At 23.1% G+C, this 20245-nt stretch carries 16 protein-coding genes and 1 tRNA gene; 10 read left to right on the forward strand and 7 right to left on the reverse strand.

The features are described from left to right. Positions 1-25 precede the first annotated feature (25 nt). A complete protein-coding gene (gene kdsA, locus RA161_01500; protein WMY97212.1) occupies positions 26-877 on the forward strand; it encodes a 3-deoxy-8-phosphooctulonate synthase in 852 nt (283 codons plus the stop codon). A 21-nt stretch (positions 878-898) separates the two neighbouring features. On the opposite strand, the gene RA161_01505 is transcribed toward kdsA, so the two are convergent. The 3 genes from RA161_01505 to trxB form a co-directional block, all read right to left on the reverse strand. After that, positions 899-988 (reverse strand) — tRNA-Ser (locus RA161_01505). A gap of 53 nt (positions 989-1041) precedes the next feature. Next, positions 1042-1860, reverse strand: a complete 819-nt coding sequence (xthA, locus tag RA161_01510; protein ID WMY97213.1) for an exodeoxyribonuclease III — start codon at positions 1858-1860, stop codon at positions 1042-1044. Between the two features lie 49 nt (positions 1861-1909). Next, positions 1910-2863, reverse strand: a complete 954-nt coding sequence (gene trxB / locus RA161_01515; GenBank protein ID WMY97214.1) for a thioredoxin-disulfide reductase — start codon at positions 2861-2863, stop codon at positions 1910-1912. Between the two features lie 131 nt (positions 2864-2994). Here trxB and RA161_01520 point away from each other — a divergent pair, with 131 nt between their 5' ends. Continuing rightward, positions 2995-4332 (forward strand): DNA translocase FtsK, encoded by a 1338-nt coding sequence (locus tag RA161_01520; GenBank protein WMY97215.1) that lies wholly within the window; start codon positions 2995-2997, stop codon positions 4330-4332. A 76-nt stretch (positions 4333-4408) separates the two neighbouring features. Further along, complete coding sequence (gene lolA, locus RA161_01525) at positions 4409-5032, forward strand: outer membrane lipoprotein chaperone LolA (GenBank protein WMY97216.1); 624 nt, start codon at positions 4409-4411, stop codon at positions 5030-5032. Between the two features lie 25 nt (positions 5033-5057). On the opposite strand, the gene mutS is transcribed toward lolA, so the two are convergent. Both mutS and gyrA read right to left on the reverse strand, forming a co-directional pair. Continuing rightward, the gene (mutS, locus tag RA161_01530) at positions 5058-7622 is read right to left on the reverse strand and encodes a DNA mismatch repair protein MutS (protein ID WMY97217.1); all 2565 of its coding nucleotides are present in this window, start codon (positions 7620-7622) and stop codon (positions 5058-5060) included. Between the two features lie 47 nt (positions 7623-7669). Beyond that, a complete protein-coding gene (gene gyrA, locus RA161_01535) occupies positions 7670-10222 on the reverse strand; it encodes a DNA topoisomerase (ATP-hydrolyzing) subunit A (protein ID WMY97218.1) in 2553 nt (850 codons plus the stop codon). A gap of 173 nt (positions 10223-10395) precedes the next feature. Here gyrA and ubiG point away from each other — a divergent pair, with 173 nt between their 5' ends. The 6 genes from ubiG (at position 10396) to birA (ending at position 17210) form a co-directional block, all read left to right on the forward strand. Next, positions 10396-11109, forward strand: a complete 714-nt coding sequence (gene ubiG / locus RA161_01540; protein WMY97219.1) for a bifunctional 2-polyprenyl-6-hydroxyphenol methylase/3-demethylubiquinol 3-O-methyltransferase UbiG — start codon at positions 10396-10398, stop codon at positions 11107-11109. A gap of 269 nt (positions 11110-11378) precedes the next feature. Next, complete coding sequence (gene nrdA / locus RA161_01545; protein ID WMY97220.1) at positions 11379-13670, forward strand: class 1a ribonucleoside-diphosphate reductase subunit alpha; 2292 nt, start codon at positions 11379-11381, stop codon at positions 13668-13670. A gap of 32 nt (positions 13671-13702) precedes the next feature. Then, positions 13703-14836, forward strand: a complete 1134-nt coding sequence (gene nrdB / locus RA161_01550) for a class Ia ribonucleoside-diphosphate reductase subunit beta (protein WMY97221.1) — start codon at positions 13703-13705, stop codon at positions 14834-14836. Next, positions 14833-15150 carry a class I ribonucleotide reductase maintenance protein YfaE gene (gene yfaE / locus RA161_01555; GenBank protein ID WMY97222.1) on the forward strand — a complete coding sequence of 106 codons (318 nt, stop codon included), beginning with the start codon at positions 14833-14835 and terminating at the stop codon, positions 15148-15150. Before nrdB ends, yfaE begins: the two co-directional genes overlap by 4 nt. Positions 15151-15210: 60 nt before the next feature. Continuing rightward, positions 15211-16242, forward strand: a complete 1032-nt coding sequence (gene murB, locus RA161_01560) for a UDP-N-acetylmuramate dehydrogenase (protein ID WMY97223.1) — start codon at positions 15211-15213, stop codon at positions 16240-16242. Beyond that, the gene (birA, locus tag RA161_01565) at positions 16239-17210 is read left to right on the forward strand and encodes a bifunctional biotin--[acetyl-CoA-carboxylase] ligase/biotin operon repressor BirA (GenBank protein ID WMY97224.1); all 972 of its coding nucleotides are present in this window, start codon (positions 16239-16241) and stop codon (positions 17208-17210) included. The genes murB and birA overlap by 4 nt, the downstream gene beginning before the upstream one ends. Positions 17211-17217: 7 nt before the next feature. On the opposite strand, the gene yegQ is transcribed toward birA, so the two are convergent. Beyond that, complete coding sequence (gene yegQ / locus RA161_01570; protein WMY97225.1) at positions 17218-18486, reverse strand: tRNA 5-hydroxyuridine modification protein YegQ; 1269 nt, start codon at positions 18484-18486, stop codon at positions 17218-17220. Between the two features lie 107 nt (positions 18487-18593). Further along, positions 18594-18935: an outer membrane protein assembly factor BamE gene (gene bamE, locus RA161_01575; protein WMY97226.1), complete on the reverse strand. Its 342-nt coding sequence runs from the start codon at positions 18933-18935 to the stop codon at positions 18594-18596. Between the two features lie 177 nt (positions 18936-19112). Between bamE and RA161_01580 the strand changes: the two genes are divergently transcribed. After that, on the forward strand, positions 19113-20237 hold the full coding sequence (locus RA161_01580) for a 4-phosphoerythronate dehydrogenase (protein WMY97227.1): 1125 nt from the start codon (positions 19113-19115) through the stop codon (positions 20235-20237). Positions 20238-20245: the final 8 nt, after the last annotated feature.

A 20245-nucleotide genomic window follows, 5' to 3' on the forward strand; every position in this document is an offset into this window, starting at 1 on the left:
TTTTTTTTATTAAAGAGTGTATTAAATGTGTAATAAAATTATATATCTCGACAAAATTAAAATTGCTAATCATCTTCCATTCGTTTTATTTGGAGGAATGAATGTGTTAGAGTCATATGACTTAGCAATGCAAATATGTGAAAAATACGTAAAAATTACAGAAAAACTTAAAATACCTTATATATTTAAAGCATCTTTTGATAAAGCAAATCGTTCTTCTATTCAATCATACAGAGGGCCTGGAATTAAAAAAGGGATTCAAATTTTTAAAAAAATTAAAAAAGAATTTAACGTAAAAATTATTACAGATGTTCATGAACAAAATCAAGTTCCATTAATATCAAAAATAGTCGACATAATTCAACTACCTGCATTTCTAGGCCGACAAACTGATCTTATTAAAAAAATTGCAACAAGTAATAAAATTATAAATATTAAAAAACCTCCATTCATTAGTCCTGCTCAAATTGGAAATATTATTAAAAAATTTAAAAAATTAGGTAATGAAAATATAATTATTTGTGAAAGAGGTGTTACATTTGGATACGATAATTTAATAGTTGATATGTTAGGATTTAATATTATGAAAAAAATTTCACATGGATTGCCAATAATTTTCGATGTTACTCATTCATTACAATTTCGAAATCCAGACAGTTTAATTTCAAATGGAAGAAGAAATCAAATAGTAGAATTAGCAAGAGCTGGAATTGCAGTTGGTTTAGCAGGTTTATTTTTAGAATCACATCCTAATCCAGATAAAGCAAAATGTGATGGTGCATCTGCACTACCATTAAAAAAACTAGAACCTTTTTTAAAACAAATAAAAGAATTAGATGATTTAATTAAAAGTTTTAATGTTATTAAGATTAATTGATACATTATTTTTCTTTATTTAAGGTGAGAAAGGGATTCGAACCCTTGATACATATTTAGTATGTATACATGATTTCCAATCATGCTCTTTCAACCACTCAGACATCTCACCAAAAATATTTAATATAAATATCCAATTTTTATTTAAAAAAATATTTTAAAAAATTAAAGGATAACATAATCAAAATCAGCCCAAACTGGTGCATGATCTGATGGTTTATGCATAGATCTAATTTCATAATCAATATCTATTTGACTACATTTTTTAAAAACTTCTAAAGAAGATAAAATTAAATCTATTCTTAAACCTCGATTAAATTTAAAACCATTTGAACGATAATCAAACCAAGAAAATTTGTCTTTTATTTTAGGATTTTTTTTTCGATAAACATCAATAAAACCAATATCTTGAATTAATTGAATCCAATTTCTTTCTTCTGGTAAGAAAGCACATTTTCCAATCTTTAACCAACGAATCATATTAGCTAATCCAATACCAATATCTAAATCACTTGGACTAATATTCATATCTCCAATAATAACAATTTTTGATTTATAAAAAAATATTGATTTTAAATAAGAGATAAAATCTTTAAAAAATTTTTTTTTAGCAGGAAATTTTATAGGATGTTTTTTATTTTCTCCATTTGGAAAATAACTATTTATGATAGTAATCATACTTCCTGTTTCAATCTTAAAAATTGCAGATATTACTCTGGGTTGTACATTTTTTTGATCATTTGGTAATCCTTTATAAATTTTTAAAGGTTTTTTTTTATATAATAAAGCAACACCATAATGAGACTTTTGACCATAATATGTACATCCATATCCTAAATTATTAATTTTATCACATGGAAACAATAAATCGTGCACTTTAGTTTCTTGTAATCCAATAATATCCGGATTATACTTATTTATGATTTCATATAATTGATGTATATGTGCTCTTATACCATTAATATTAAAAGATACTATCTTCATTTATATTTTTAAATATATACATATTTTTGATAATTTTTTAAATTTTTGATTATTTTTCTAAAAAATGTTCTGCATCAATTGCTGCCATACAACCTGAAGCAGCTGAAGTTATCGCTTGACGATATATTGGATCTATAACATCTCCAGCAGCAAAAACTCCATTAACTGATGTTTTCGTTGCATTACCTTGATATCCTGAATTTACTTCAATGTAACCATTTTTCAAGTTTAATTGATTTTTAAAAATTTGAGTATTAGGTATATGTCCAATTGCTATAAATATTCCAGAAACAAAAATAGTAAATGTTAATTTTTGATCTTTTGAAAAAATTTTTATTCCATTAATACCATTATCATCACCTATAATATCATTGATAATGCAATTAGTATGCAAAACTATATTTTTTTCTTTTATTTTTTTTTTTAACCTTTTTATGATAATTTTTTCTGCTCTAAACTTATCTCTACGATGAATTAAATATACTTTTTTAGCAATATTTGATAAATATATTGCCTCTTCAATTGCTGTATTTCCACCGCCAATAATAGCAACTTCTTTATTCTTATAAAAAAACCCATCGCATGTAGCACAAGTAGAAACACCTCTACCCAAATATTTTTTTTCATTCTCTAATCCTAAATATCTAGGAGACGCACCTGTTGCAATTATTAAAGATTTACATATATAATTATTATTTTCTCCAAACAATTGGAATGGATTCTGTTCAATATTTACACTATAAATATGATCATTAATAATATTCTTTTTTGAAATAAATTTTTTAACATGCTCATACATACGATCCATTAAAACTGGACCTAATACATTTAAAGGTTCACCAGGCCAATTTTCAACTTCATTAGTTGTAGTTAATTGACCTCCCTGTTGTATTCCTGTAATTAAAAATAAATTTAAATTTGCTCTTGCCGCATAAATAGCAGCTGTATATCCAGCAGGTCCAGATCCAAGAATAATGAGATCACTATATTTAGTTTTTTTCATAAAAATTTATGTAAAAATATAAAAAAATTAGATTTTATCTTATTCTATTAAATATTTATATAAAAATATCATCTTATATTATATATATAAGATATTTTAAAAAAACAACACCTTTATATATTAAAGAAATTATGAATAATTTACAATTAAAATTATCTTTATTTTTTTTGTTTGTACTAGGATGTTTAATGCCTGTTAGTTTTTTGCTAATAAAATTTACAAAAAAAATTGTAATATCTTTTTTAAGTTTTATATTTTTTTTGTTAAAAAAAATATTTTCTATTTCTTTAAAAGAAGAAAAAATAAAACATTTAAAAATTTGTCGAAAAAAGAAGAAAAAAGAAAAAAATATTTTTTATCAACAAAGTAAGCAACTTGAATGTGAATTAATGAATTTTAATATTTCAGCTAAAGTAATAGAATTTTGTCATGGACCTGTTATAACGAGATTTTATTTAAAATTAGCTCCTGGAGTAAGGATTAAACAAATCTCTAATTTATCTCAAGATTTAGCATGTTCTTTATCTACACAAAAAATCAAAATAATAGAATCTATTCATGAAAAACCATATATAGGAATAGATATTCTTAACAAGAATCGTGAAATAATAAATCTTATTTCCATAATCAATTGTAATAAATTTAAAAAAAATCAAACTAAAATACCTATTTTATTAGGTAAAGATGTGGAAGGTAAATTATTAATAAAAAATTTAGAAACCATGCCACATCTATTAGTAGCAGGAAGCACTGGATCTGGAAAATCAATGTGGATTAATTCCATGATTATATCTATTTTGTATAAAAAAAAACCAAAAGATATTCAATTTATTATTATTGATCCTAAAATATTAGAATTTTCTATTTATCAAGGAATACCGCATTTAATTAATAACATTATTACTAATATACAAGATTCTATTGAAATACTAAAATGGTGTATTCAAGAAATGGAAAGAAGATTTAACATAATGAATTTTTTACAAGTAAAAAATTTAAAAAATTTTAATAACAAAATTAAAAAAATAAAAAACAAAAAAAAATTAAATAAATTAATCTTAAAAACTAATAATTTTAAAAAAACTTTAAAAAAAGAACCATATATTATTATAATAATTGATGAATTTGCCGATCTAATAATGCAAAATAAAGAAATTGTTCCTTTAATTATAAAATTAGTTCAAAAATCTCGTGCTTCTGGAATACATATCATTTTATCTACTCAAAGACCATCAGCAAATATTATCAATGGTCTAATTAAAGCTAATATACCTTCAAGAATTGCTTTTACAGTATCAAGTAAAATAGAATCTAGAATTATATTAGATCAAGACGGAGCTGAATCTTTAACAGGAAAAGGAGATATGTTATATTTACCTCAAAATTCATCTATACCAATTAGAGCACACTCTCCTTTTATTAAAGAAGAAGAAATAAAAAAAATAGTTAATTTTTTTAAAAAAAATTAATTTTTTTTATTTATAAAAAACAATAAAATAGATATATTAATCTATCAATTATATTCATCATCTTTTTTAGAAAAAAATGAAAATAAAAAAAATTATTTTATTATTTTACATAATTTTATATATTAAACCTATTTTCTCATCAAATTTACCATCTCTTGAATTACAAAAACGTTTAGAAAAAATCAATGGATTTTGTGGAAAATTTAATCAAAAAATTATTGATCAATCTGGATTAAATATAGAAGAAAGTCAAGGAAATATATGGATGAAAAATACAAATACATTTAAAATACAAACAATTTATCCAGAAGAAAACTTAATTATTTCTGACAGTAAAAATATTTACTATTATCATCCATCACTTAAACAAGTTACTATTATTCTGCTATCTGATTTAAATCTAAATACACCGTTTGTACTATTTACAAATCATGATAAAAAAAATTGGGAACAATATAAGATCAATCAGAATAAAAATAATTTCTTTTTAGTACCAAAATTAAAAAATCTTAATTTTAAATATTTTTTCATTACCATTCAATCTAATGGAAAATTAGAAGAATTAGGTATTGTAGAACAAAATGGACAAAAAAATATTTTTATTATTAGTCATTATAAAAAAATTATGTTAAAAAAAGATTTATTTAAATTCAATTTTAAGAAAAATATCTTAATTGATGATCAAAGATCAAAAAAATAATTTTTTAAGTACATATAATTATAAATTATTTATTTAACATTTTTTTAAGAGAGTATAAAAAAAATAAAGCTTTTTTAGGAGTTAATGAATCAATATCAATCGATTTTATATTGTTTACTACTAAAAACATATTCCTATATTTATTTTTTTTTATTTTTTTATCAGAACTCCTTAATTTTAATTGATTGCGATTTAATTCTATAATTTTTTTTTTAGATTGATATATAACTTCTTTAGGTAATCCAGCAAGTCTAGCTACATCTATTCCATAACTATTATAGGATGGTCCATTCTTTACTTGATATAAAAAAGAAATTTCATTTTTGTATTTTACAACATCTAAATGAACATTAGTAATTCCATTATTTTTTTCTTCCAATTTGGTCAATTCAAAATAATGCGTAGAAAATAAAGTCATAGATTTAATTTTATTTAAAAGGTAAAGAGCACATGACCAAGCTATAGCTAAACCATCATATGTTGATGTTCCTCTTCCAATTTCATCAATTAATACCAAACTATTTTCTGTTGCATTATTTAATATATTTGCTGTCTCTGTCATTTCCAACATAAAAGTAGATTGTCCTGTTGCAAGACTATCTGACGATCCAATACGAGTAAAAATTTGATCAATTGGACCAATAACTGCTGATTTAGCTGGAACAAAACTACCAATAAAAGTTAATAAAACTATTATGGCAATTTGACGCATGTAAGTACTTTTACCACCCATATTAGGTCCAGTAATAATCATTAAACGATTTTTTTTATTTAAATCAACAGAATTTGAAATAAATAAATGAGATTTGGATTGTTCAACTACTGGATGTCTTCCTTCAATAATTTTTATTCCTCTTTCTTTTTTTAAAACAGGACAATTATAGTTTAATACTTCAGATCTTTCTGACAAATTTAATAGTACGTCTAATTCTGCTAATGCTTGTGCACTATTTTGTAAATCTATCAAATGAGATAACAAATATTTTATTATAGATTCATATATTTCTTTTTCAAGAGATATTGCTTTTTCTTTAGCAATTAATAAACTTGATTCATATTCTTTAAGTTCTTTTGTTATATATCGTTTAACATTTTTTAAAGATTGTTTTTCAATATAATAACTAGGAAGTTTTAAACTTTCTAATTTACTAACTTGAATATAATATCCATATATTGAATGAAAATTAATTTTTAAAGTATTAACTTTTAAAGTTTTTTTTTCTCTTTTTTCTAATTCAATTAAATATTGATTATTATTTTCTATTAATAATCTATATTTATCTAACTTTTTATTATATCCTTTTACAATTACTCCACCATATTTTAATAATGCTGGAGGATTTTTAACAAGAGAATCATTTAATAATTTCGTTAAAAATGGAAAAAGGTTAATTTTATTTTTTAACGTATTTAAATATTCATTTTTTATTTTTTTTAAAATAAATTGGATTGGCGAAAATTGTTTAAAAGAAAAACGAATCTTACTTAAATCAATAGGATTTGCTAAATTTAAAGCCAAACGAGCAAATATCCTTTCTAAATCTGCTATATTTTTTAAATATGGTTTAAGATCAAAAATATATTTTTTTAAATCTTTAATAGAATTTTGACGATTATATAATATATTGAAATTAAGTAAAGGAGAACTTAACCAACGTTTTAACATTCTACTGCCCATTGGAGTAACACATTTATCCAAAATAGAAATCAAAGTATTTTTACATCCAAAATCAAAATTTTTTGTTAATTCAAGATTTTTTCTAGTAATTGGATCAATAATAATAATATCTTTTTGTTTTTCTAAAACAATACTAGAAATATGCATTAACGATGTACACTGTGTATTTTTTGCATATTGTAAAACACAACCAGCAGCTCTTAATGCTAATAAAGAATTTTCAATTCCAAAACCTAATAAATTTTTTGTTTTAAATTGTAAATTTAACTGTTGTCTCGCAGTATCTAATTCAAATTCCCATATAGGACGACATTGTAAAAATGAAATATCACTAATTAGATCTAAATTCTTAAAATTTTCTGGATAAAGTAATTCTGTTGGTTTAGTTCTTGATAATTCTGATCTCATATCATTATTATTGAATATTTCAGATACAACAAATCTACCTGATGTTAAATCTAGTGTAGCATATCCATATTGATTATTTTCCTCCCAAATTGCAGCTAATAAATTATCTGATCTTTCAGATAAAAGTCCTTCATCTACAATAGTTCCTGGAGTAATAATTTTAACTACTTTTCGAGATAACAAATTAGAACTTGAAACTTTACGAACTTGATTACAAATAGCAATTGATTCCCCTAAATTTACTAGTTTTATCAAATATTTCTCTACTTTATGACAAGGTATACCAGCCATAGGAACATTTTCATTTAATGAATAACCACGCTTTGTTAAAGTAATATCAAGTAATTTAGAAACTTTTTTAGCATCATCAAAAAATAATTCATAAAAATCACCCATTTGATAAAATAACAAAATATTTGGGTATTTTGATTTAATTTTTAAATATTGACTCATCACAGGAGTATATGTTTTTTTTGTTAAAACGTTTTTATATTCTTCAATCATCTTATGTTTTATATTTTAACTATATAAAAAAATTTTTTATTTTTAATTTATATTTTTCTTAATATTTTTTCAGAATTAACTACACGTTGCAATGCAACTACTTTTTCTTCTGGAGCAGTTCTAATTAATATAACTCCTTGTGTATTCCTTCCAATCATATTAATCTCTTCAACTCTAATTCTTACTAATGTCCCTGAATTAGTAATTAACATAATTTGATCAATTTTAGTAACTTGAATTGCACTAATTAATTTTCCATTTCTTTTATTAATTTTCATTCCAATAACTCCCTGAGTAGCACGAGATTTAATTGGATATTCGGTTTGATCAGTTCTTTTTCCATATCCATTTTCAGTAACTGTCAAAATATCTTGATGATTATCTGGAATAATTAAAGAAACTACTCTATCATTTTCTTTTAATTTAATACCTTTAATCCCAATAGCTAAACGGCCCATTGGTCGTACTTTATCTTCTGTAAATCGTACTACTTTACCATAAGCAGAAAATAACATAATTTGATTTTTTCCATTAGTTAAATCTACTCCAACCAGTTCATCATCTTTATGCAAAGTAATAGCAATTATTCCTATTTTTCTTGGTTTTTTAAAATCATTTAATGCTGTTTTTTTAATGATTCCTTTAGAAGTAACCATTAAAATATAATAAGTATTATTAAATTTATCTAAAGAAAATATAGCAGTAATTCTTTCTCTTTTATTTAAAGGCAAAATATTAATGATTGGTTTTCCTCTAGCAACTCTTGTTGATTGAGGTAATTGATATACTTTAATGCAGTAAAGACGACCAAAATTAGAAAAACATAAAATATTTGCATGAGTATTAGTAACTAATAATCTTTCAATAAAATCTTCTTCTTTTATTCTAACAGCAGATTTTCCTTTACCACCTCTTTTTTGTGCAGTATAGTCAGATAGAGGTTGATATTTTATATATCCTTTATGCGACAAAGTAACAACAACTTCCTCTTGATAAATTAAATCTTCAGTATTAATATCAGGAACATGTTCTCTAATTTCAGTTCTTCTTAAATCAAAATATTTTTTTCTTATATCAATCAATTCTTTTCTTACAATATCAATTAATTGCATTGGACTTTCCAATATAGAAAGTAAATTCTTAATTTTTTTTAAAATCATATCATACTCATATAATATTTTTTTATGTTCTAAATTAGTTAATTTATGTAAACGTAAATTTAAAATTGCTTGTGCTTGTTTTTTTGTGAAAAAATATTGCGATTCATGTACTCCATATTGATCTTTAACCCATTTTGGCTTAAAAATATTAGTAGAAGAATGTTTAACTAAAATATCTTTTATATTACCTAAATCCCATGCATAATTAATTAAGTTTAATTTTGCTTCATTTGGTGTTAAAACACTACGAATCATTTTAATCATGGATGAAAGATTAACTAAAGCTATTGCAAAAGCTTCTAAAATATGTGCTCTTTCTCGTGCTTTTTCTAATTCAAAAATAATTCTACGTGTTATAATATGCTTTCTATGATATATAAAATGTTTAATTATGTCCTTTAAATTCAATAATCTTGGCTTTCCGTTACAAAGTGCGACCATGTTAATACCAAAATTAATTTGTAATTGAGTTAAAGCATAAAGATTATTTAAAATAATTTCTGCTATAGCATCCCGTTTGATTTCAATAACAATTCTTAATCCATCTTTATCAGATTCATCGCGCAATGCATAAATACCATCAATTCGTTTTTCTCTCACTAATTCTGCAATTTTTTCTATTAATTTTGATTTATTAACTTGATATGGCAATTCATAAATTATAATTTTTTCTCGTTGAGTCTTTTGATTTTTTTCAATATTAACTCTTGCTCGAATATGAATAATTCCTTTTCCAGTATGATAAGCATCAATGATTCCTTTTTTTCCAATAATAATTGCAGAAGTTGGAAAATCTGGACCAGGAATGTATTTTAATAAGTTATGAATAGTAATATTACTATCATTTAAATAAGCTAAACATCCATTAATAACCTCATTAAGATTATGAGGAGGTATATTAGTCGCCATACCAACTGCAATACCAGAAGATCCATTAATCAATAAATTTGGTATTCTAGTAGGCATTACATCAGGTATTTCTTCAGTTCCATCATAATTAGATACAAATTTTACAGTTTTTTTATCTAAATCTTCTAATAATTCATAAGCAATTTTAGACATACGAATTTCAGTATAACGCATCGCTGCAGCAGAATCTCCATCAATGGATCCAAAATTTCCTTGTCCATCGATTAACATATATCTCATAGAAAAAGACTGTGCCAAACGAACTATGGTATCATAAACAGCAGAATCTCCATGAGGATGATATTTTCCAATAACATCTCCTACTATACGAGCAGATTTTTTATAAGGTTTATTCCAATAATTTCCTAAAACATGCATCGCATATAAAACGCGACGATGTACAGGTTTCAAACCATCTCTTACATCTGGTAATGCACGTCCAATGATTACAGACATCGCATAATCTAAATAAGATTTTTTTAACTCTTCCTCTATACTAACTAATCTAACATTATTTACTACATCGTTCATATACGTATTCTCTTTAATAAAAAACTTAAAAAAACAATATAAAAAAGTCCATTTTTATATTGTTTATCAATCTTTTTTTGGTGATTCAATTAAAAAATTTATTTTGATTTTTAATTATTGTACAATATTTATTGTAAAATAGTAAAATTATTATAAGAGAGATAAAAAAAATAATGAAAAATAAAATAAAAAATTTTGATATTAAAGAAATTAAACAATTTGAAAAAATCGCAAATCATTGGTGGAATAAAAATAACAATGTTTACTTATTACATAAATTAAATCCATTACGTTTAAATTATATTTTAAAACATAGTAATGGACTTTATAAAAAAAAAATACTTGATATCGGATGCGGAGGAGGTATTTTATCTGAAAGTATAAGCAAAGAAGGTGGAATAGTAACAGGAATTGACATTAGTAAAAAACAAATTGAAGTTGCTAAAAAACATGCTCTCAAAAAAAAATATAAAATAAATTATTTAGTAGAAACAGTAGAAGAACACATAAAAAAAAAAAAAAAATATGACGTTATTACTTGTATGGAATTATTAGAACATGTTCCTTATCCTAAATCAATTATTAAATCTTGCCAATATTTAATTAAATCTAGCGGAGATATTTTTATATCTACGATTAATCGTACTATACAATCTTGGTTTTTTATTATTTTTATTGGAGAATATGTATTAAATTACATACCAAAAGGAACACATAAAATAAAAAAATTTATTCAACCTTCTGAATTATTAGAATGGATAGATAATTCTTCACTAATAGCAAAAAATATTACAGGTATTAAGTATAACCCAATAATTAAAAATTTTCAATTGAGTTCTAATTTAAATACAAATTACTTAATACATTTAAAAAATCAAACATTTTGATTTTTTAAAAAAATAATTTAAAATGAACAAATTTTAATATTTTCAAAAAAAAGTTGATACTTCAAAAAAATTATAGTATATATAAAATTCTAAACATAAGTATGAATATGAAAGGAACTTTTAAATAAAATAATATATTGTAGTTTGATATCTCCCTGCCATTTATTATCAAAGATATAATCGATTTAACAAAATATTTCAACTTTTTATTAAAAGTTATATAAAAAAATCTTAAATAATATTTCTATATTCAGGTATACACATTAACAATGCATAAAAAATTATTTGTTATTAAGAGAAATGGAATTAAAGAAGAAATTAACTTAGATAAAATTCATAAAGTATTAAATTGGGCTGCTAAAGGATTGAAAAATGTATCAATTTCTCAAATTGAATTACGATCTAAAATACAATTTTATAATGGAATTAAAACATCAAATATTCAAGAAACTTTAATAAAAGCAGCTGCTGATTTAATTTCAGAAAAAACACCAGATTATCAATATCTTGCAGCAAGATTAGCTATTTTTGATTTAAGAAAAAAAGCATATGGTTCTTTTACACCACCTCCATTATATAAACATGTTCAAAATTTAGTAAAAATTAATAAATATGACGCTCATTTATTAGTTGATTATTCTAAAGATGAATTTGATCAAATGAATAGTTTTATTGATCATCATAGAGATATGAATTTTTCATATGCTGCAGTGAAACAATTAGAAGGAAAATATTTACTAAAAAATAGAATTACTGGACAAATATATGAAAGTGCACAATTTTTATATATTTTAGTTTCTGCATGTTTATTTTCAAAATATTCTAAAAAAAATAGATTAAATTATATCTATAGATTTTATAATGCTATTTCTACATTTAAAATTTCTTTACCAACTCCTATTATGGCAGGAGTACGAACTCCAACACGTCAATTTAGTTCATGCGTATTAATAGAATGTAATGATAGTCTTGATTCTATTAATGCTACCAGTGGAGCTATAATAAAATATGTTTCTAGACGTGCGGGAATTGGAATTAATGCCGGAAGTATTCGTGCTTTAGGTAGTCCAATTAGAAATGGAGAAGCATTTCATACTGGATGTATTCCCTTTTACAAACTATTTCAAAGTGCTGTAAAATCATGCTCGCAGGGAGGAATAAGAGGAGGAGCTGCTACATTATTTTTTCCATTATGGCATTTAGAAATAGAAAGTTTACTTGTACTTAAAAATAATAGAGGCATTGAAGATAATCGTGTTAGACATTTAGATTATGCAGTACAAATTAATAAAATTATGTATGAAAGACTTATTCAAAACCAATATATTACATTATTTAGTCCTTCTGACGTACCAGGATTATATGAATCTTTTTTTTCAAATCAAAAAAAATTTATAGAATTATATATTAAATATGAAACAAATGATAAAATAAGAAAAAAAAAGATCAAAGCTATTGATTTATTCTCTATTTTAATGCAAGAAAGAGCTTCAACTGGAAGAATATATATACAAAATGTTGATCATTGTAATACGCATAGTGCATTTAATTCTAAAATAGCACCTATTCGACAATCAAATTTATGTTTAGAAATCACATTGCCAACTACTCCATTAAATGATCTTAAAGATGAAAATGGAGAAATTGCGCTATGCACATTAGCCGCATTTAATTTAGGTATCATAAATAAATTAGATGAATTAGAGGAATTATCTATATTAATAGTACGTGCATTAGATGCACTACTTGACTATCAATCTTATCCTATTAAAGCTGCAGAAAAATCTGCAAAAAATAGACGATCTTTAGGAATTGGAGTTATAAACTATGCATATTATTTAGCTAAAAACAATCTTAAATATTCTAATGGAAGTGCAAAAAAATTAACCCATGATACATTTGAAGCAATACAATTTTATTTATTAAAAGCATCAAATCAATTAGCTAGAGAACAAGGTGCATGTGCTTTATTTAATGAAACAACATATTCAAAAAATATTTTTCCTATTGATACATACAAAAAAAATTTAGATAGTATTATTTCTAATCAGTTAAATTATAATTGGGATATTTTAAGAAAAAATATAAAAAAATATGGATTAAGAAATTCGACACTTTCAGCATTAATGCCATCAGAAACATCTTCTCAAATTTCTAATGCTACAAATGGTATTGAACCACCTAGAGGATACATAACAACTAAAGCATCCAAAGATGGAATATTAAGACAAGTAGTTCCAGAATATGAAAAATTAAAAAATAACTATGAATTACTTTGGGATTTGCCAGATAATGAAGGATATTTAGAATTAATTGGCATAATGCAAAAATTTGTAGATCAGTCTATTTCAACAAATACTCATTACGATCCAAAACGATTTTTAATGAATAAAATCCCAATGCATCAACTATTAAAAGATTTATTAACAGCTTATAAATATGGAATTAAAACACTTTACTATCATAATACCAGAGATGGAGCAAAAGATTATCAAAAAAATATTAAAAAAGATGTAGAATCTTATAATTATTTTTGTGAAGGAAATAGTTGTGTTATTTGATAATTTACAATTTAAAAGGAATAAAATATATAATGAGAAATTATACAATATTTTCAGAAATTCCTAATGATCAATTAAAAGAACCAATGTTTTTTGGACAACCAGTAAACATTTCACGTTATGATCAACAAAAGTATATAATTTTTTCAAAATTAATTGAAAAACAACTTTCATTTTTTTGGAGACCAGAAGAAATAGATTTATCTCGTGATCGCATTGATTATCAAAAACTACCAATACACGAAAAACATATTTTCTTAAGCAATTTAAAATATCAAACATTACTAGATTCAATTCAAGGACGTAGTCCAAACATCGCTTTTTTACCTTTAGTATCTATTCCTGAATTAGAAACATGGATTGAAACTTGGTCTTTTTCAGAAACAATTCATTCTAGATCATATACTCATATTATTAGAAATATTGTTACTAATCCTTCTATCATTTTTAATGATATCATAATTAATTCTGAAATTATCAAACGTGCAAAAGACATTTCTAATTATTATGATAATTTGATTAAAATGACTAATTATTATAATACTGTAGGAGAAGGAAAATATTACATTAATTCTAAAAATTTAAAAATAGATTTAAAAACATTAAAAAAATCTCTTTATCTATGTTTAATTAGTGTTAATGTTTTAGAAGCTATTCGATTTTATATTAGTTTTGCTTGTTCATTTGCATTTGCAGAAAGAGCATTAATGGAAGGAAATGCTAAGATAATTAAATTAATTGCACGTGATGAATCATTACATTTAATTGGTACACAAAATATAATAAATATTATGAAATCTGGTCAAGATGATCCAGAAATGCGCATAATAGCAAAAGAATGTGAACAAGAAACAATCAATATATTTATAAGAGCAGCAGAACAAGAAAAATCTTGGGCGAAATATTTATTTTCTAACGGATCTATGATTGGTTTAAATAAAGAAATATTATATCAATATATCGAATATATTACTAATATCCGTATGCAAGCTATCAATTTAAATTCTCCATTTGAAATATATTCAAATCCAATTCCATGGATTAATTCATGGCTTATTTCTGATGATGTTCAAGTTGCACCTCAAGAAGTAGAAAATAGCGCTTATTTAGTAGGACAAATAGATGCAGAAATAAATTTAAATGATTTAAAAAAAATTAAACTATGAAAACAACAATACAACCATATTATTCTATAATTTTAAAAAAAAAAAATATCAAATCTATCAATTTTTATATTAAAAATAAAATTTTTTTATTAAAATTTTTAAAAAAAAATAATATTTATATTGAATCACAATGTCAAAGTGGATATTGTGGTTGTTGTCATGTAAAATTACAATATGGAAAAGTAAAATATATTAAAAATCCAATAGGATTAGTTAATGATTACGATATTCTTCCTTGTATTTGTTTTCCAATTACTGACATTATTATATCAATAAATTATTACAAAAAAAAAAAAATTATTTTAAATTTTTGAATAATTTTTTTTTTACCATGTTAATATTATTTTAATATTTAATTTATTATTGCAATCTTTATGGAATATAAAACATTAAAATCCTATAATACTCTAGGATTAGATGCTAAAGCAAAAGCTATATGGATAGCTTCTTCTAAAGAAGAATTGTTGTTCTTATTTAAGAAAGCAAAATGGAAAAAATTACCAATATTATTACTTGGAAAAGGAAGTAATGTATTTTTTATAAAAAATTTTAATGGTGTAGTTATTTTAAATCGAATTAAAGAACTAAAAATTACAGAATCATCAAAAAAATGGTTTATTCATGTAGGAGCCGGAAATATTTGGCATGAACTAGTCAAAACTCTTCTTAATCATGGAATTTATGGATTAGAGAATTTAGCGTTTATTCCAGGATGTGCTGGAGCAGCACCAATACATAACATTGGTGCTTACGGTTTAGAATTTCAAGATGTGTGTAACTACGTTGATATTTTAAATCTAAAAAATGGATCAGAATATAGACTAAAAAAATCTGAATGTAAATTTGGATATAGAGAAAGTATTTTTAAAAATCAATATTACTATAAAAATTTTGCAATTACTTCTATAGGATTAGAATTAAATAAAGTCTGGAAACCAATATTAACATATAATAATGCAATATCTAAAAAAAATCAAATTACTGCAAAAGATATTTTTTATAATATTTTATACTTAAGAAAAAAAAAGTTACCTAATCCTTTTATTTTTGGTAATGCAGGTAGTTTTTTTAAAAATCCAATACTTAAAAAAAAAGATGCAAAAATTTTGAAAAAAAAATATCCTAATTGTCCTGAATATACAAAAAATGCTGATTATACCAAAATATCAGCTGGATGGCTAATAGAACAATGTAACTTAAAAAATTACGAATTTGGAGGTGCTGCTGTATATGTACATCAACCATTGGTTTTAATTAATAAAAATCGTGCTACTGGAAAAGATTTTATAAATTTAGCAAATTATATTAGAAAAAAAGTTATGCATAAATTTAGTATTTTGTTAGAACCAGAAGTTTGTTTTATTGGAAAAAATGGGATTCTAAATTCATTAGATCATTTATTATGAATAATAATCGTTATATTTTACCACTAAAACTAATTAAAATTCTTTCTAATGGATCAATATATTCAAAAAAAGAATTATCTAAACGATTAGGAATTATTCCAGAATATATTAAAGATAATATTAATATATTGAAAAAATGGGGAATAGAAATTAATACTTTTTTTAAAGATACCTATTTTTTAAATAAAAAAATGGACTTTTTAAATTCTGAAAAAATTTATAAATTAGTGAAAAATGGAAGAATTATTATTCTTCCTATTATTCATTCAACTAATCAATATCTTATAGAATGTATAGAAAAATTAAAGTCAGGTGATGTTTGTATAGCAGAATATCAAACCAATGGAAGAGGAAGAAGGGGAAGATTTTGGAATTCTCCATTTGGATATAATTTGTATTTATCATTGTATTGGAATTTTCAAAAACATCCTATCAAAATTCTAGGATTAAATATAGCAATTAGTACTGTAATTGCAGAAACTTTAAATAAACTATTAAATCAAAATAAAATTCAATCAAAATGGCCTAATGACATATATTTAAATGAAAAAAAATTAGCTGGAATTCTAATTGAAATAATTAAAAAAATAGATAATTCTACACATATTATTGTTGGTGTAGGATTAAATATTAAAAAAAATAAAAATAGTATACTTAATACTAATCAACAATGTATTACTTTAGAAGAAGCAGGAATAATTATAAAAAAAAATATTATCGCTAGTAAATTAATTTTAAAACTACGTTATACTTTATTAAAGTTTGAAAAACATGGATTACTACCATTTGTAGATCGTTGGCTAAAATTAGATAAATTTTTGAATAAAACAGTATCATTACATATTGGAAAAAATCATCAAGAAAGAGGTATGGTAAAGGGAATAAATGAATATGGAGCAATTTTATTAGAACAAAAAGGGAAAATTACAACATATTTAGACGGTGAAATTTCTTTAAGATCAAATTAAAAAATAATTAAATTAAATTTTTAATTAAAAGTGCAAATTTCAAATTGATTTTTTTAGGTATCTTTAAATAAACAATATATCCATTTCCTTTTGCATGAATAATAGACGATTTATTTTTATCTAACATGGCATCTAAAATAAATTTAAAATTTTCTATTGGAGTAATTAATTCTAAATTATCTCCAATAGAAAATTTATTTTTCACATTAACTTCAGCAAAATGATCCTTATATTGTCCGGTAAATTCACCAACAAATTTTTGAGTATATGAAACAGAATGTCCAAAAATATAATTTTGACGATTCATATCGTCGTCATCATGTCTCTTAAAAAAACCACTAGTATATCCTCTATTCGAAAGTCCACTCAACATTTTTAATAAATCATTATTAAATGGTCTTCCAGAAATAGCATCATCAATTGCATTACGATATATCTGAGCAGTTCTAGCACAATAATAAAAAGATTTAGTTCTTCCTTCAATCTTAAAAGAACAAACACCTGAATTTAATAATTCTTTAATATATTTAATTCCACATAAGTCTTTAGAATTTAAAATATAAGTACCATGAATATCTTCAATAACCTGCATTTTTTCTAAATTACTATTATTTCTATTTATAATCACTGATTTATATGTTTGCTTTTTTTCTTTTATTTTTTCATTTTGATTTATGTCATATTTCCATCTACATATATTAGTACAAGCACCTTGATTAGCATCACGTTTACTTAAATAACTTGATAATAAACACCGACCAGAATATGCCATACAAAGTGCACCATGTATAAATACTTCTAATTCAATATCTGGAACTTTTTTATGAATTTCATAAATTTCTTCTATATCTAACTCACGAGATAAAATAATTCTACTTAGACCTATTTTTTTCCAAAATTTCACTGTAGCCCAATTAATTGCATTAGATTGTACAGAAAGATGAATATTAATATTAGAAAATGAATCTTTTAACATCATAATTAATCCAGGATCAGATACAATAAAAGCATCTGGATTCATTTTTACTATTGGAGATATATCCTGAATAAAAGTTTTAATTTTAGAATTATGAGGTATTATATTTAAAACAACATAAAAACGTTTTCCTTGATTATGAGATTCTTGAATACCTTGATTTAATTTTTCATAATCAAAATCATTATTACGAACTCGTAAACTATACCTAGGCTGACCAGCATATACAGCATCTGCACCATATGCAAAAGCATATCTCATATGTTTTAAAGAACCAGCAGGAGAAAGTAATTCTACCATAATATTAGTACACCCCTTTATAACAACTAAAAAATTTAGATATAATGTTCTTTTAATGTTTTTTAAAAATTATCATTTTTTAGTTTTATTAAAAAATGAAATATAAATCAATTACAATTTAAACATAAAGAATGATATTTAATATCTTTTAAAATATTGTTTTTAAAAGATAAAATAATTGTTTCTTGTTTTACTAAATTAAAACCAATTTTTTTACGAAAAATATAATACCATTTTGATTGAAAAAACGGCTCTTTTAATAAAGGGTAACCTAAGATATAGATAACTTGACTTTTGGTCATTCCTTTCCTTATTTTCAAAATATTATCTTTTGAATAATAATTTCCTTGATCAATATTCGGATAATAAATTAAATATTTATTTAAAAAACAACCAGAAATAACAAATTGAAATAACAAAAAAATCAATAATCTATAAAAAAAACTCATAAATTCCTTTAAAAAATAAATTTATTATTTTTTTTAAAAAAATTAATGATATATTATCATATATATAAAAAAATTACATACATATAAATATATGTAATAAATCAAAAATATTATCAATAATCAAATAAATGTTTTTTTATATATAAAAAAATTAACAATTAGGCAAAAAAAAATTTTATGAATATATTAATTGATAAAGATATATTATATGCAAAAAAAATATTTGAAAAACTAGGAAAAATTAAATTAATTTCATATAATATGTTTAACAAATCACTATTAAAGAATAGTGATGCTGTTATTATAAGATCAAATACACCAATAAAAAACAATATATTAAAAAATAGCAAAATCAAATTTCTTGGAACTGTAACTTCAGGTATAGATCATATTGATCAAGAATATATAAAAAAATCAAATATCTGTTTTTCGCATGCATCTGGATGTAATTCTACTAGTGTAGTTGAATATATTTTTTCTGTACTATTCTTTTTATCAGAACATTATAATTTTGATCTGAAAGAAAAAATTGTTGGTATTATAGGAGTTGGAAATATTGGAAGTCTTCTAAACAAATATTTAAATGTTTTAGGAATTAAAACATTGCTATACGATCCACCTCTTTCTAAAAAAATAAAAAATAAAGAATTTGTTTCCTTAGAAAAAATCATTAATCATTCACATATAATATCATTACATGTTCCATTAAAAAAATATGGAAAAAATCCAACTTATCATTTATTTAATGAAGAAATATTTGATAATTTATCTTCAGAAACAATAGTAATTAATACTAGCAGAGGATTAGTTATTGACGAAAACGCTTTACTAAAAGTTTTAAAAAAAGGAAAAAAAATTCGTATTGTATTAGATGTATGGAGTACTGAACCATATTTATCAGAATTACTATGTCAAACAATTATCACTACTCCTCATATTGCAGGATATAGTTTAGAAGGCAGGATAAAAAGTGTATTAAAAATACACAAAGATTATTGTAAATATTTCAATAAAAAAAATACAGAAATAGGAATTAAACATTTTCTACCTCAATCTGATTTTAAAAAAATATTTATTCAAGGAAAATTAACTCAAAAAAAATTAAAAAAATTGATACATCTTATCTATGATGTAAGAGATGACGATATAAATTTGAAAAAAAAATTAGGAATAATTTCAAAAGATATTTATATATTACGAAAAAAATATTCAATAAGACGTGAATGGTCATCAATTAAAGTACAAACTAATAACTTTGAGACTAAAAAAATATTAAAAAAAATTGGATTTTATGTAAAATAAATTACTAT

The organism is Arsenophonus sp. (assembly GCA_031446085.1).
GTDB lineage: Bacteria > Pseudomonadota > Gammaproteobacteria > Enterobacterales > Enterobacteriaceae.

Excerpts from the sequence above, each read along its gene's own strand:
- kdsA (WMY97212.1), top strand. The coding sequence starts at position 26 with ATGTGTAATAAAATTATATATCTCGACAAAATTAAAATTGCTAATCAT.
- xthA (WMY97213.1), bottom strand. The coding sequence starts at position 1,860 with ATGAAGATAGTATCTTTTAATATTAATGGTATAAGAGCACATATACAT.
- trxB (WMY97214.1), bottom strand. The coding sequence starts at position 2,863 with ATGAAAAAAACTAAATATAGTGATCTCATTATTCTTGGATCTGGACCT.
- RA161_01520 (WMY97215.1), top strand. The coding sequence starts at position 2,995 with ATGAATAATTTACAATTAAAATTATCTTTATTTTTTTTGTTTGTACTA.
- lolA (WMY97216.1), top strand. The coding sequence starts at position 4,409 with ATGAAAATAAAAAAAATTATTTTATTATTTTACATAATTTTATATATT.
- mutS (WMY97217.1), bottom strand. The coding sequence starts at position 7,622 with ATGATTGAAGAATATAAAAACGTTTTAACAAAAAAAACATATACTCCT.
- gyrA (WMY97218.1), bottom strand. The coding sequence starts at position 10,222 with ATGAACGATGTAGTAAATAATGTTAGATTAGTTAGTATAGAGGAAGAG.
- ubiG (WMY97219.1), top strand. The coding sequence starts at position 10,396 with ATGAAAAATAAAATAAAAAATTTTGATATTAAAGAAATTAAACAATTT.
- nrdA (WMY97220.1), top strand. The coding sequence starts at position 11,379 with ATGCATAAAAAATTATTTGTTATTAAGAGAAATGGAATTAAAGAAGAA.
- nrdB (WMY97221.1), top strand. The coding sequence starts at position 13,703 with ATGAGAAATTATACAATATTTTCAGAAATTCCTAATGATCAATTAAAA.
- yfaE (WMY97222.1), top strand. The coding sequence starts at position 14,833 with ATGAAAACAACAATACAACCATATTATTCTATAATTTTAAAAAAAAAA.
- murB (WMY97223.1), top strand. The coding sequence starts at position 15,211 with ATGGAATATAAAACATTAAAATCCTATAATACTCTAGGATTAGATGCT.
- birA (WMY97224.1), top strand. The coding sequence starts at position 16,239 with ATGAATAATAATCGTTATATTTTACCACTAAAACTAATTAAAATTCTT.
- yegQ (WMY97225.1), bottom strand. The coding sequence starts at position 18,486 with ATGGTAGAATTACTTTCTCCTGCTGGTTCTTTAAAACATATGAGATAT.
- bamE (WMY97226.1), bottom strand. The coding sequence starts at position 18,935 with ATGAGTTTTTTTTATAGATTATTGATTTTTTTGTTATTTCAATTTGTT.
- RA161_01580 (WMY97227.1), top strand. The coding sequence starts at position 19,113 with ATGAATATATTAATTGATAAAGATATATTATATGCAAAAAAAATATTT.